At 35.2% G+C, this 13239-nt stretch carries 12 protein-coding genes; 4 read left to right on the top strand and 8 right to left on the bottom strand.

Going from position 1 to position 13239, the window contains the following annotated elements; genetic code table 11:
* The first annotated feature begins 124 nt into the window (after positions 1-124).
* From AC0J6S_RS00575 to AC0J6S_RS00565, 3 genes are all read left to right on the top strand, one after another.
* Positions 125-1036 (top strand): AEC family transporter, encoded by a 912-nt coding sequence (locus AC0J6S_RS00575; RefSeq protein WP_474954964.1) that lies wholly within the window; start codon positions 125-127, stop codon positions 1034-1036.
* Between the two features lie 51 nt (positions 1037-1087).
* Positions 1088-2299 (top strand): MFS transporter, encoded by a 1212-nt coding sequence (locus tag AC0J6S_RS00570; RefSeq protein ID WP_474954963.1) that lies wholly within the window; start codon positions 1088-1090, stop codon positions 2297-2299.
* A 240-nt stretch (positions 2300-2539) separates the two neighbouring features.
* Positions 2540-3178 carry a peroxiredoxin gene (locus AC0J6S_RS00565; RefSeq protein WP_474954962.1) on the top strand — a complete coding sequence of 213 codons (639 nt, stop codon included), beginning with the start codon at positions 2540-2542 and terminating at the stop codon, positions 3176-3178.
* An 85-nt stretch (positions 3179-3263) separates the two neighbouring features.
* Here the strand turns inward: AC0J6S_RS00565 and AC0J6S_RS00560 are convergent, their stop codons facing one another.
* From AC0J6S_RS00560 to AC0J6S_RS00525, 8 genes are all read right to left on the bottom strand, one after another.
* Positions 3264-4145 (bottom strand): DMT family transporter, encoded by an 882-nt coding sequence (locus tag AC0J6S_RS00560; protein WP_474954961.1) that lies wholly within the window; start codon positions 4143-4145, stop codon positions 3264-3266.
* The gene (gene nudK / locus AC0J6S_RS00555; protein ID WP_474954960.1) at positions 4142-4726 is read right to left on the bottom strand and encodes a GDP-mannose pyrophosphatase NudK; all 585 of its coding nucleotides are present in this window, start codon (positions 4724-4726) and stop codon (positions 4142-4144) included. The genes AC0J6S_RS00560 and nudK overlap by 4 nt, the downstream gene beginning before the upstream one ends.
* Positions 4727-4746: 20 nt before the next feature.
* On the bottom strand, positions 4747-5778 hold the full coding sequence (locus tag AC0J6S_RS00550; protein WP_474954959.1) for a cellulase family glycosylhydrolase: 1032 nt from the start codon (positions 5776-5778) through the stop codon (positions 4747-4749).
* Between the two features lie 78 nt (positions 5779-5856).
* Positions 5857-7128, bottom strand: coding sequence for an adenylosuccinate synthase (locus AC0J6S_RS00545; RefSeq protein ID WP_474954958.1), 1272 nt, complete (start codon positions 7126-7128; stop codon positions 5857-5859).
* A 31-nt stretch (positions 7129-7159) separates the two neighbouring features.
* A complete protein-coding gene (locus tag AC0J6S_RS00540) occupies positions 7160-7642 on the bottom strand; it encodes a Fur family transcriptional regulator (RefSeq protein WP_091166502.1) in 483 nt (160 codons plus the stop codon).
* A 121-nt stretch (positions 7643-7763) separates the two neighbouring features.
* A complete protein-coding gene (locus tag AC0J6S_RS00535) occupies positions 7764-9986 on the bottom strand; it encodes a RelA/SpoT family protein (RefSeq protein ID WP_474954957.1) in 2223 nt (740 codons plus the stop codon).
* A gap of 99 nt (positions 9987-10085) precedes the next feature.
* On the bottom strand, positions 10086-11633 hold the full coding sequence (locus AC0J6S_RS00530) for a serine hydrolase (protein WP_474954956.1): 1548 nt from the start codon (positions 11631-11633) through the stop codon (positions 10086-10088).
* Between the two features lie 53 nt (positions 11634-11686).
* Positions 11687-12472 carry a TrmH family RNA methyltransferase gene (locus tag AC0J6S_RS00525; RefSeq protein WP_474954955.1) on the bottom strand — a complete coding sequence of 262 codons (786 nt, stop codon included), beginning with the start codon at positions 12470-12472 and terminating at the stop codon, positions 11687-11689.
* Positions 12473-12634: 162 nt separating this feature from the next.
* On the opposite strand from AC0J6S_RS00525, the gene AC0J6S_RS00520 reads away from it, so the two are divergent.
* Positions 12635-13237, top strand: a complete 603-nt coding sequence (locus AC0J6S_RS00520) for a trimeric intracellular cation channel family protein (protein ID WP_474954954.1) — start codon at positions 12635-12637, stop codon at positions 13235-13237.
* The last annotated feature ends 2 nt before the right edge of the window (positions 13238-13239 follow it).

Raw genomic sequence — 13239 nt, 5'->3', positions numbered from 1 at the left:
AAATATACGTCTAAAATTGTAATTTCCAATTATTGTTCCTTTTTTAACTTATTGTAGCATCTAAAGCAGGATTTTCTACTTCTCAAAATAAATTTAAGTGGTATTTTTGTAATCAAATTAAACTATGACTAATTTCATCCTAATCTTTGTTTTCCTATTCCTTGGAATTGTATTCCAAAATATAAAAGGCTTTCCTGTAACAATTTACAAGCTGTTGAACAAGATTGTTATTTATATCTGTCTTCCGGCTTTGGCCTTGTATTATATTCCAAAAATAAAATGGAGTAATGAATTGTTATTTCCAATTGGAGTTGCTTGGATTGGTTTTGTTGTTTCCTATTTATTTTTTAGTTTTTTAGGCAATAGGTTGGGATGGTCTAAAAAACTTATTGGTTGTTTAATTTTAACGGCCGGTTTGGGGAATACTTCCTTTTTAGGTTTTCCAATAATTGAAGCATTATACGGAGAAGAAGGTTTGAAAACAGCAATTCTGGTGGATCAACCCGGTTCTTTTGTGGTACTTTCTACTTTAGGAATTCTTGTGGCAACTTTATACTCCAGTGGCAACCTAAATGGTTTTCAAATCGCAAAAAAAATTCTTCTTTTTCCTCCATTCATAACTTTTTTGATTGCTTGTTTGATGAATATTCTTAATGTCGATTTCCATGAATACGTGCAGCTTTTATTCCAAAAACTGGGAAGTGGAGTGACACCTTTGGCATTGCTTTCGGTCGGTTTACAACTGCGTTTTGAACGAAAAAGCCAGCATTGGAAGTTTTTAGGATTGGGGCTTTTGTATAAATTAATTTTAACTCCGGCTCTCATTTACGTGTTGTATGTCGTAATTTTGCAACAGCACTCTAAAATTATCCAAGTTGCCATAATGGAGTCAGCTATGGCGCCAATGATTACCGCATCTATTTTAGCATCTACCCACGGTTTAAAACCCCGATTAAGCAGTATGATGATTGGTTTTGGAATTCCATTATCGTTTGTCACCTTGTTGTTTTGGTATTTTGTGGTTCAGTATGTTTAAATTTTAAAGCCTGAATCTGAATCAATAATTAGTAATAAAGTTTTATAAAATATGAATGCATCTCTTGATACTACATCAAAACCAGACACAACTCCTATTGCGCAGCAAACCGTATATTCCATATTATTTTCTATAGCGTTCGCCCATTTATTGAATGATTTATTGCAAGCCGTAATTCCGGCAGCGTATCCTATTTTAAGGGAAAATTTCAATTTAACTTTTACACAAATCGGATTAATCACCTTGGCTTATCAACTGGCGGCTTCGATATTGCAACCTTTGGTTGGTTTATATACCGATAAAAGACCAAAGCCCTTTTCCCAAATTTTCGGCATGCTGTTTACCTTGTCGGGAATCGTATTTTTATCCTATGCTTCCAGTTTTGAAATGATTATAGTTTCGGTAGTTTTGGTCGGAATTGGTTCCTCTATTTTTCATCCTGAAGCGTCCCGGATCTCCTTTTTGGCATCAGGCGGAAAGCGTGGTTTGGCACAATCCATTTTTCAGCTGGGAGGCAATGCCGGAACAGCAATCGGACCTTTGTTGGTTGCTTTAATTGTGGTTCCAAATTCACAATATTATATCATTTGGTTCGTGGTTGTTGCTATCATTGGATTGATTGTCTTAAGTAGAATTGCCCTTTGGTATCAAAACCATTTGAGTTTGAGAAGTGCCAAAAAAGCAGTAATCGATTTGCCCAATTTGTCCCAAAAGAAGATTATAATTTCAGTGGGAATTTTGCTGGTTTTGATATTTTCAAAATTTTTTTATATGGCCAGTATGTCCAGTTATTTCACTTTTTACCTGATTGAAAAATTTGGATTATCGGTGCAGGAGGCGCAATTTCATTTGGTTTTATTTTTGGCTTCTTGTGCTATTGGAACGTTAATTGGCGGACCGATAGGCGATAAATTCGGAAGAAAATACGTGATTTGGTTTTCTGTCTTGGGAGCAGCGCCTTTCACATTATTGTTGCCGTATGTTGATTTGTTTTGGACAGGTGTTTTATCAGTTTTAATTGGAATCATCATCTCCTCTGCGTTTCCGGCAATCTTGGTTTATGCACAAGAATTATTGCCTAAAAAACTCGGAATGGTTTCCGGTCTTTTCTATGGTTTTGCCTTTGGAATGGGTGGTTTGGGTTCCGCTTTATTAGGGAATCTTGCAGATCATACCAGCATTACGTATGTCTATTATATTTGTGCGTATTTGCCTTTGATAGGGATTATAGCGCTCTTTTTACCAAATCTAAAGAAAAAATAACACTACTTTTTAGGAGCTTTTTTCCTGCTCTGCACTGTATTCCCGATTAATAAAAACTACGGCTGAAAAAGCCTTGTTTTTCTAAATCGGGAGATGCCGCGGCAATCAGGGCTAGGGTATTTCGTTTCCTGATTGCTTTCTGTTTTTCATAAACATTAGTACAATTTTAAGATTAGATTTCTGCTTTATTGCTTTTATTTCAATACCTTACAGTGTTAATAATCAATAAATTAAATTACTATGGCAACATTACGATTAGGCGATATTGCTCCTGATTTTGAAGCAGAAACGTCACAAGGAAAAATAAAATTTCATGAATGGTTAGGAGATTCTTGGGGAGTTCTTTTCTCCCATCCTGCTGATTTTACACCTGTTTGCACTACTGAGTTAGGAACTGTTGCGAATTATTATCCTGAATTTGAAAAACGAAATGTAAAAGTAATTGCATTAAGTGTGGATGGAGTAGATTCGCACATGGAGTGGATCAAAGACATCAATGAAACTCAAAATACAACTGTAAATTTCCCAATAATTGCCGATGAAGACAAGCATATTGCTGAATTATACGATATGATTCATCCTAATGCAAGTGAGAGTTTCACTGTTCGTTCAGTTTTTATAATTGCACCAGACAAAAAAGTAAAATTGACGTTGACGTATCCTGCATCGACCGGTAGAAATTTTGACGAAATATTACGTGTAGTTGATAGTTTGCAATTGACAGCTAAATTCAGCGTAGCAACACCTGCCAACTGGAAAGATGGTGATAAAGTGGTAATCTCGACCTCGATTAAGGATGAAGATATCGCTACTAAATTTCCAAAAGGATACGAAAGAGTAAAACCGTATTTAAGAATGACTCCGCAACCTAATAAATAGTAAATTTTTAGAGTACTTCATAAATAAAAAAGCAGAATGAATTTATTTTCATTCTGCTTTTCTATTTCGTCAAAAGTTTAATGCTTTACTTCTTATTGGTAATTAATAACCCGGAAATAATGATTCCCATGCTTATGATTTGCGTTAGTAAAATGGCTTGGTTAAGAAAAAAATACGCCAGAATTCCACTGAAAACGGGAATCAAATAGTAAATCAAGGCTGTTTTTGACGTCCCAATTAGTCGAATGGCTTCGTTCCATAAATAAAATGAAATTAAGGAAGCGCAGATGCCTACATAGGTAGTTACCAAGACTGTTTTGGTGTCAAAAATTACTTTTTTGTAATAGACATGTTCATACATGTAAAACGGAAACAGTAAAATTGTACCAATTATAAAAACACTGAACAAAAATACTTTTGGGCTTAGTTCATCTGGTTTTTTGCGAACTAATATGGTGTAATAAGCAAAAAAGAAGCAAGCCACGAGCATTAATAAATCCCCAATAGTGAAGTTGATATGGAGTAATGCTTGTAAGGAACCTTTGGAAATAAGCACAACAACTCCAGTGATTATTGTTACAATTCCCACTATTTTTATATTGGACACTTTCTCTTTAAAAATAATTCTGGAGAGAACAACAATAAATAACGGAATCGAAATGGCAATTAACGATAAGTTGACTGCACTTGTTGTTCTTCCTGCAAAGTATATCAGCGTATTAAAAATAGTGATGCCCAATACTGCTGTAAGCGTAAGATACCGAATGTTTGTTTTTATAATTTCGAAACTTTTAATCGTACTTTTTATGGCAAATGGAGCCAAAACGATGCAAGCAACAGTCCAGCGCCAAAAAGCCAATCCGACAGGAGGAATATGACCTTTGATACCACTTGCAATTACCATATTTACGGACCATAGCAAGGTAGCGAATAAGGCAAATAAAATTCCTTTAGTCGTATTATTCATTGAACCAAATTATGAATTTTGGCATATTGTAATAACAAAATCGTCTTTGCGTCTTGCATTTGACCAGATTCAATCATAGCATATGCTTCGTCATAAGTCATTTCCATTACGTCAATATTTTCTTCTTCATGTTCCACTCCGCCACCGTCACTCACTTTCATAGATTCATCGTATTCACCAACAAATAAATATAATATTTCGGTTACTGCACCGGGAGACATATACGTTTCCATTACTTTTTTTACTTTAGAAATTCGGTATCCAGTTTCTTCTTCCGTTTCTCTTATGATGCATTGCTCTGGATTGTCTGCGTCCAAAAGTCCGGCGCAAACCTCAATCATCATTCCAGTTTCATTTCCGTTAAGGTATGTAGGTAAACGAAACTGACGTGTTAGAATAACTGTTTTTTGCTGTGTATTATAAAGCAAAATTGCAGCACCGTTTCCTCTATCATAAACTTCTCTTTTTTGCGTAATCCAAGATTCGTCTTTTTTTTGATAGTCAAAAGTTACTTTGTTTAATATATACCAATTGTCTGATAGCAATTCGGTTTTTTGTATTTTGATAGTTGGATTTTTCATTTTATTTTGTAATAATATTTTTAAGGATTTCGAGGTTTAGCAGCTAAGTTTTTATACGTGGAGCCCCAGTTGTTATTGTTGGTATCATTAGGAGTACCATCAGCAGTGAGCAGTGCATCTTGGTCATTTTTATCGTATTTCCATACCCATGCACATACAGAAAATCCTCTATTGTATACAGCATTAAGAAAATAGCGAGGGTCCATTAAAATCCCTGCATTCATAGGTGCTGTTTCTCCAAAAAGGACTGGTAATTTTTGCTGTTTTAATAAATCCAGCCTATTGTCTATTGCAGTTTCACTATCTAATAACCATTTTTCATAAGCGTGAATATCAAAGACAATATTAGAATTTTTTTGTAGAAAAGAATTCCCTTTTTTTAGCAAAACACTTTCGTCTTGTCCTTGTTCAGCACAAGGTATAAGAATTATAGAGGGATTGCCTGTAATTCTAATAATGGCAACAAGTTCTGTCATGTCTTTTTCCCAGACTTCATCAGTATAACCATCAGCTCTGTCAAATCTGTAGGGCTCATTCCATACTTCGATCCATACATCTGGTTGATTTTTAAAATGCAACGCCCATTCTTGTAGTTTTTCTTTATAGGGTTTCCACCAAATGGTTTTTGAAGGACTTTTGCCTGTAAATTCTGTTTCGTTTTTTCCGTCCCAACCAAAACCGCATAAAATAGTAATTCTGTTATTTTTTCGATTTCCATCCACAATACTTTGTAATGAATGTAAAAAAGAACCATTACTGTCTTTTATAGGCATACCGGTTAAGGGTTGTTCTTGAACATTCCCTATAAATTCCCGCGCTATGTCCATATTCCAACTACTCATTTTTAGGTCATTTGCCCCAAAAACTTGAAATGAATTTGTTCCAATCAACTGAATGGGTTGGTTGTCTTTCAATATTTTATTTCCTTTGATGCTGTATTTTTGATTGTCAGTGCTTAAAGTAATATCTTGCTCCTCCCTACAAGACAAAAGCATACTAAAACAAGCAAATAGAATTGCGTACTGTAAAAATTTTTCTTGTTTTGGTATCATGGTGAGCTGAAAATGGGTTAGCTATTCGATTACTAAAGTATAAAAAAACGCTCTGAATTTTCAGAGCGTTTGGTAATCTTATTTTAGAATAGTTTGCTTTCTGTCTGGACCTACAGAAACAATTTTGATAGGAACTTCCACTTCTTTTTCAATGAATGCAATGTATTCTTTCAACTCTGTCGGTAATTCGTCATAGGTTGTCATACCAGTCAAATCTTGTTTCCATCCTTTGAAATCCTGATATACTGGAGTTACATTTTCTGGCTCGATGTTATAAGGGAAATGAGAAATTTTCTCTCCTTTATAATTGTATTCCGTACATACTTTCAACGTTTCAAATCCTGAAAGCACATCACCTTTCATCATCATCAATTGTGTTACACCATTCACCTGAACAGCATATTTAAGCGCTACTAAGTCTAACCAGCCACAACGTCTTTGTCTTCCGGTTACTGAACCAAATTCATTTCCTACACGTGCCATAGTTGCACCATCCTCGTCAAAAAGTTCTGTTGGGAACGGACCACTTCCTACGCGTGTTACATACGCTTTGAAAATTCCATATACTTCCTTGATTTTATTTGGAGCAATCCCTAAACCGGTACAAGCACCAGCAGCAGTTGTATTAGATGAAGTTACAAATGGATACGTTCCAAAATCAACATCTAATAATGAACCTTGAGCACCTTCACATAATATTGCTTTACCAGCTTTTTGCGCTTGGTGTAAATATTCTTCGCTATCAATGAAATCTAATTTTTTTAGTTCTTCGATAGCTTCAAAAAATTCTTTTTCTAATTCTTCTAAATTATATTGGATAGCAACATCATAGAATTTTATCATTGCTTCATGCTTGTCAGCCAAAGCTCTGTAACGATCTGCAAAATCTTCTAATTCGATATCGCCTATACGGATTCCGTTTCTTCCGGTTTTGTCCATATAAGTTGGGCCAATTCCTTTTAAAGTAGAACCAATTTTTGCTTTACCTTTAGAAGCTTCAGAAGCCGCGTCTAATAAACGGTGCGTAGGTAAAATTAAATGCGCTTTTCTTGAAATGATTAATTTGCTTTTGATGTCTAAATTAAATTTCTCAAGACCTTCAATTTCTTTTTGAAAAACTACAGGATCAATTACAACTCCGTTTCCAATGATATTTATTGCAGTTTTATGAAAAATACCGGAAGGAATAGTTCTAAGAACATGTTTTATTCCGTCAAATTCCAAAGTATGTCCTGCATTTGGACCTCCTTGAAAACGAGCAATAATATCATATTTAGAAGTAAGAACATCAACAATTTTTCCTTTTCCTTCATCTCCCCATTGTAATCCTAGTAATAAATCTACCGTCATTCTGAATGTTATTTGTAGTTAGTTTTTATATTTATGAACGATTTTCTTCGTCCAAGTTGTTTTTTTGTTTCTTTGTTCCATACAGATACAACGAGTGGTTGGTAATTTCTATATCGAATATTTCTTCAATTGTTTTCTTTATACTTTGAATTCTAGGATCACAAAACTCGATTACTTCGCCAGTATCCGTCATAATAATATGATCGTGTTGCTTATCAAAGTATGATTTTTCGTAATGTGCCTGATTTTGTCCAAATTGATGTTTGCGCACTAAAGCACAGTCCAATAATAATTCAATCGTATTATAAAGGGTTGCTCTACTCACACGATAGTTTTTGTTTTTCATTTTGATATACAAATTTTCTACGTCAAAATGTTCTTCGCTGTCGTAAATTTCCTGAAGGATAGCATAACGTTCAGGAGTTTTGCGATGTCCTTTTTTTTCAAGATACATTGTAAAAACATTTTTTACAATTTCTTGGTTTTTGGTGTTGTCTGTGGAAATGAGTGTCATATGCTGGCAAAGATAAATTTTTTAGTTTAAACTTTAAAGTTTCCGGTTTGTTTAGTTTTAAGTTTGTTCCGTTTGTATTTGAAAATCCTAAAGACGGACTCCAATAAACAATATCACTTTTCTATGTTTTATACTCCCGTGTTACCTTATCGATTCCATCAATTTTTTTGATGTTACTGATCATTTTTTTCAATATTGTATTGTTTTGAACAATTACGGCAACCTGACCGTGAAAAATTCCCGCATCAGTACTCAAAGAAATGCTCTGTATATTCACATGCATGTTATTCGAAATTACTTTCGTCAGTTGGTTTGTAAGTCCTAAAACATCCATACCGGTAATGTTTATAATGGCTTTGAACTCTTCCTGTGAAGAATCAATCCATTTTGCTGACATTATTCGGTACGCATAATTTGATTGCATACCTATGGCGTTTGGACAATCTTTCTTATGCACTTTTATACCTTCGTTTATGGTCACAAAACCAAAAACGTCATCTCCAGGAATTGGGTTGCAGCAAGGCGATAATTTGTAATCCAGTTTGTCATGTTCTTTTCCAAAGACAAGCATGTCATAACTGCTGCTTATTATTGGTTTGTGAATATCCTCATCTGAAGTGCTGCTTGGAGAGCGTTTCATTTTATTTTTAAAAAAATTAATGAAAGTATTGCTCTTTTGTGCCGCGTAATCTTTGAGTTGCTGGTTTTCAATAGCGCCAATTCCAACTCTGTAGAATAAGTCCAGGCTTGTTTTTAGTTTGAAAAAGTTGACTAATTCATTAATCACTTGTTCGCTCAATGTTATTTTTAAATGCTTTAATTTTCGGGTCAGCAGTTCTTTTCCCTCTTCACCAATTTTCTTGGTATTCTCGTTTAGAACGTTTTTAATTTTTGTTTTGGCTCTCGATGTCGTGACATAATCCAGCCAGTTGACGGTTGGTTTTTGATGTTGAGAAGTAATAACTTCAATTTGATCACCACTTTTTAATTCGAAATTCAAAGGGACTAATTTCCCATTGACGCGCGTTCCTCTGGTTCGAATTCCTATTTCGGAGTGAATACTGAACGCAAAATCCAGCGAAGTGGCGCCTTTCGGTAATGACTTTATTTCTCCTTTTGGAGTAAAAACAAAAATTTCTTTAGAATATAAATTCATTTTAAAATCCTCGACAAAATCCACCGCATTTGTTTCAGAATTTTCTAAAGCTTCTTTTAATAAATTTAACCAAACATCCAAACCACTTTCTTCGGTAGCTCCGTTCTTGTACTTGTAATGTGCGGCATATCCTTTTTCGGCAATTTCATCCATACGTTCGCTTCGAACCTGAACTTCAACCCAGCGACCTTTTGGTCCCATAACGGTAATGTGCAAGGCTTCGTAACCGGTTGATTTTGGTGAAGAAATCCAATCACGCAAACGACTTGGACTCGGTCTATAATGATCTGTTACGATTGAATATATTTTCCAAGCAACAAATTTCTCATCGTGAGGAGTTGATTTGTATACAATACGTAACGCAAATTTATCGTACACTTCATCAAAACTCACGTTTTGCGCCTGCATTTTTCTGCGAATAGAATAAATAGATTTTGGACGTCCTTTTATAATATATTCAACTCCTTCGGCATCTAAAGAGGCTTTCAGGACATTAGAAATATCTTCAATATAAGCATCTTGCTCTTCTTTGGTTTCTTTTATTTTACTGACAATTTCTTTGTAAATGGCGGGTTCCGTATATTTTAACCCTAAGTCTTCCAGTTTGGTTTTTATGTTGTACAAGCCCAATCGATGTGCCAAAGGTGCATAAATATACAGGGTTTCCGATGCGATTTTGGTTTGTTTGTCCTCATGCATCGAATCCATGGTTTGCATGTTGTGCAAACGATCGGCTAGTTTAATCAGAATTACCCGTACATCATCGTTCAACGTCAATATCATTTTACGGAAATTTTCCGCTTGCATAGACACATTTAAATCTCTTTGGACTAAAGATATTTTTGTTAATCCTTCAACGATTTGAGCCACTTTTGGATTAAACAAACGTTCAATATCCTGAACTGTAGTGGGCGTATCCTCTACAACATCGTGCAATAAAGCAGCGGCAATGGATGTAGCACCCAAACCAATCTCTGAAGCAACAATTTTTGCCACAGCAATAGGATGGAAAATATAGGCTTCACCGGATTTTCGTCTTTGTTCTTTATGCGCTTCAACGGAAACATCAAATGCTTTTCGGATGAGTTTTTTGTCATCATCACTTAATGTTTGGTAGCTTATGCGAAGTAATTCTTTGTATTCTTGAGCAATTGCTTTATTTTCTTTTTCTATATCAATTTCTATCATAACGGCATGGTTCAATTTCTAAAAATAGAAATTAGTTGGGAGATGTGCAAGTAAAAAAGGGTTTCGTGGTGCAAATAACAAATGTGACATTCAACTTGATTATTGAACTTTACTAAAATCTAAGTCCTGAAAATCATAACTAAAATCAGTTAGCTCAGAAATAGGTTTCATCGTTAATCGTACTGCTTTTCCAGTGGCATCACATTCAAAAAATAAGTGGGCATCAGCATGAAAATAAGCATTATCCCATTTTACCACGTAATTAGTGTCTTTGTAGAAAAAAACTTCACCAGTAAGTTGTGGAGAACGTTTTGAAGCAAAATACAAGCGTCCCTTTTTTTCTGAAAGTATAATTTCACCAAACCAATTGTCTTTGTATGTTCCTGTAAAGCTTTTGAAATCAATTTTTATTTTATCTTTTTTATTCTTGGCTACGGTTGCCCAAACTTCATCAGTTACTTTGTCAGCGGAGGCTTCGTTTTCTTTTAAACTCGCACTATAATTAGTCACATAATCCTCGGATTGGATTCCTAAATAACTGTCTTTTATAGTATTGCTGATTGCTCTGAATGCCGCTCCTGATTGCTGATTGGTCAATACAATAATTCCCAGATTCAATTCTGGTAAAAGCGTGACTTGCGTAACAATTCCTTCTAATCCGCCGGTATGCGTTACTTGTTTGTATCCTTGTACGTCACTTAAAAACCAGCCCAATCCGTAACCACTGAAATGAGTATTGTAAGGAGGTCTTGTGGCCGCAGGAATTATGGTTTGTAATTGCCACATTTCGGCGTGTTCTTTTTTAGAAAATAATTGCTTGCTATCCGCACCATATTGCCCGTTGTTCATTTGCATAATGGTCCATTTACTCAAATCATTTACACTGGAGTAAATACCGGCTGCTGCATCAAAAAGTTGGTTTTGGTAGCGTTTGATTACTTTTAGTTTACCGTCAATAGGAACGTGCGGTGCAATGATGTTTGTAGTATCTTTTAAACGTAAAAAAGAAGCAGCGCTATGATTCATTTCTAAAGGTTTCATCATGCGTTCTTCCACAAAATCACACCAACTCAAACCGCTTGCTACGCGAATAACTTCTCCGGCAACAATGTACAATAAATTGTCATAATCGTATTGCGTTCTAAATGCCGAAACCGGTTTTAAATACTGTAAATTCTGAATAATATCTTGTGCAGTAAAATTACTTCCGTCAGGCCAAATCATCAAATCTCCAGCGCCAAGACCCAATCCACTTCTGTGCGTCAATAAGTCCCGAATCGTAAACTCATTTGTTACATATTCATTATACATCTTGAAATTAGGAAGGTATTTGATGACTTTATCATCCCATTTTACTTTTCCTTCATCAACTAACATGGCCAAAGCAGCGCTTGTAAACGCTTTACTGTTGGAAGCAATTCCAAAAAGCGTATTCGCATCGACTTTTTCATTAGTCAAAATAGATTTTACACCATATCCTTTAGCATGAATAATCTTTCCGTCTTTGACTATTGCCACAGCAATCCCAGGAACGTTGAATGTTTTTAAAGTGCGATCGACCAATTCATCCACTTGAGGGGAGCTAATTTGTGCGAAAGAAAATGTGGTTGAAAGTAATGCTATTGCAACGAATAATTTATTTTTCATATTTTTTTGTTTTTAAATCTGCCATCAAAAATCGTTAATCTGCAATCTAAAATCTAAAACCCTCTTTGTCTTTTGGCTTCAAAAATTAAAATTGCTGCGGCAACCGAGACATTCATAGAATCGATTTCGCCTTGCATCGGAATAATAATATTTTGGGTAGCTTCTTTTCTCCATTCCTCTGTCAATCCCGTGGCTTCCGTTCCTACGACTAATGCCGTTGGAGTTGTGTAATCCTGAGTGTGATACGAAGTCGAATTTTGTAAAGTTGCACAATAAAAATTAATGTTTCTTTCTTTTAAAAAAGCGATAATTTCGGATGTTGTTCCGGTTGCAATTTGGTTCGTAAACAAACAGCCCACGCTGGAACGCACGATATTTGGATTGTATAAATCACTTTTTGGATTCGCAATAATCACCGCATCCAGATTTGCAGCATCGGCGGTACGTAATAAAGCACCAATATTTCCTGGTTTTTCCGGTGCTTCTGCAATAAGAATCAAAGGGTTTTTAGATAATTTTAAATCGGATAATTGCATCGATTTGGTTTTGGCTACAGCCAAAATTCCTTCGGTGGTATCACGATACGCCAGTTTTTGGTACACTTCTTTGTTGATTTCAATCAGCTCGGCATTTTTTGATAATGTTCTGGCATCCGTTTCGGAACAAATTTCAGGTGAAAACAATATTGTTTCCATTTCGTAACCACCCTTTATGGCAATAGAAATTTCGCGTTTTCCTTCCATTAAAAAAGAACCGGATTGTTTGCGGGCTTTCGCTTTTTCCTGTAATTGCACTAAAGATTTTATGTATGGATTTTGTATCGAAGTAATTTGTTTCAAGACTTTCAACTATTTAATTAATAGTTACAAAGATACATATAGAAAATCCAGTTTTCTAATCGGATTGGAATATTTATTGGGATGCATAAGTTTCATTAATTGTAGATAGTCCTAGCTGTTTTCACGAGTATTTTCTCTATTTTTGTCAAAATTCAAATTCAAATGTTTCACTTACTTGACATCATCGGTACAATGGCGTTTGCCATGTCAGGCGCATTGACAGCCATGAGTAAAAAGCTCGATCCTTTTGGGGTTTTTATCATTGCATTTGTTACTGCGGTTGGTGGTGGAACCCTACGGGACATCATGATTGGGCGAACACCTGTAGGGTGGATGCTGGATTTAAAATACGTTTATGTGATTATTATCGGGTTTGTTTTGGCAATTCTTTTTCGAAAAAAATTCGATAAATTAAGAACTTCCTTATTTTTATTTGACACGATTGGATTAGGTGTTTTTACATTGATTGGTCTTGAAAAAGGAATCAATATTGGACTTCATCCAGTTATTTGTGTGGCTTTAGGAACGATGACCGCCTGTTTTGGAGGTGTTATCCGAGATATTTTGTGCACTGAAATCCCCGTCATTTTCAGAAGAGAAATTTATGCTACGATTTGTATTTTGGGCGGAATTATTTTCTTTATCCTACGAGAATTTAATTTAGAAAAGGATGTTTTATACTTAACAACCTCTCTAGTTATCATTTCGGTTCGTTTAATGGCCGTGAAATTCAAATGGTATTTGCCCACTTTAGAACATAAATAAAA

This window comes from Flavobacterium sp. TS_SC_5 (assembly GCF_056156265.1).
The sequence above is the reverse complement of the archived record's forward strand: the minus strand, read 5'-3'. Positions and strand labels throughout refer to the sequence as shown.

What these genes read in the sequence shown, in the direction of transcription:
- AC0J6S_RS00575 (WP_474954964.1), top strand. Translation starts at nt 125, where the DNA reads ATGACTAATTTCATCCTAATCTTTGTTTTCCTATTCCTTGGAATTGTA.
- AC0J6S_RS00570 (WP_474954963.1), top strand. Translation starts at nt 1,088, where the DNA reads ATGAATGCATCTCTTGATACTACATCAAAACCAGACACAACTCCTATT.
- AC0J6S_RS00565 (WP_474954962.1), top strand. Translation starts at nt 2,540, where the DNA reads ATGGCAACATTACGATTAGGCGATATTGCTCCTGATTTTGAAGCAGAA.
- AC0J6S_RS00560 (WP_474954961.1), bottom strand. Translation starts at nt 4,145, where the DNA reads ATGAATAATACGACTAAAGGAATTTTATTTGCCTTATTCGCTACCTTG.
- nudK (WP_474954960.1), bottom strand. Translation starts at nt 4,726, where the DNA reads ATGAAAAATCCAACTATCAAAATACAAAAAACCGAATTGCTATCAGAC.
- AC0J6S_RS00550 (WP_474954959.1), bottom strand. Translation starts at nt 5,778, where the DNA reads ATGATACCAAAACAAGAAAAATTTTTACAGTACGCAATTCTATTTGCT.
- AC0J6S_RS00545 (WP_474954958.1), bottom strand. Translation starts at nt 7,128, where the DNA reads ATGACGGTAGATTTATTACTAGGATTACAATGGGGAGATGAAGGAAAA.
- AC0J6S_RS00540 (WP_091166502.1), bottom strand. Translation starts at nt 7,642, where the DNA reads ATGACACTCATTTCCACAGACAACACCAAAAACCAAGAAATTGTAAAA.
- AC0J6S_RS00535 (WP_474954957.1), bottom strand. Translation starts at nt 9,986, where the DNA reads ATGATAGAAATTGATATAGAAAAAGAAAATAAAGCAATTGCTCAAGAA.
- AC0J6S_RS00530 (WP_474954956.1), bottom strand. Translation starts at nt 11,633, where the DNA reads ATGAAAAATAAATTATTCGTTGCAATAGCATTACTTTCAACCACATTT.
- AC0J6S_RS00520 (WP_474954954.1), top strand. Translation starts at nt 12,635, where the DNA reads ATGTTTCACTTACTTGACATCATCGGTACAATGGCGTTTGCCATGTCA.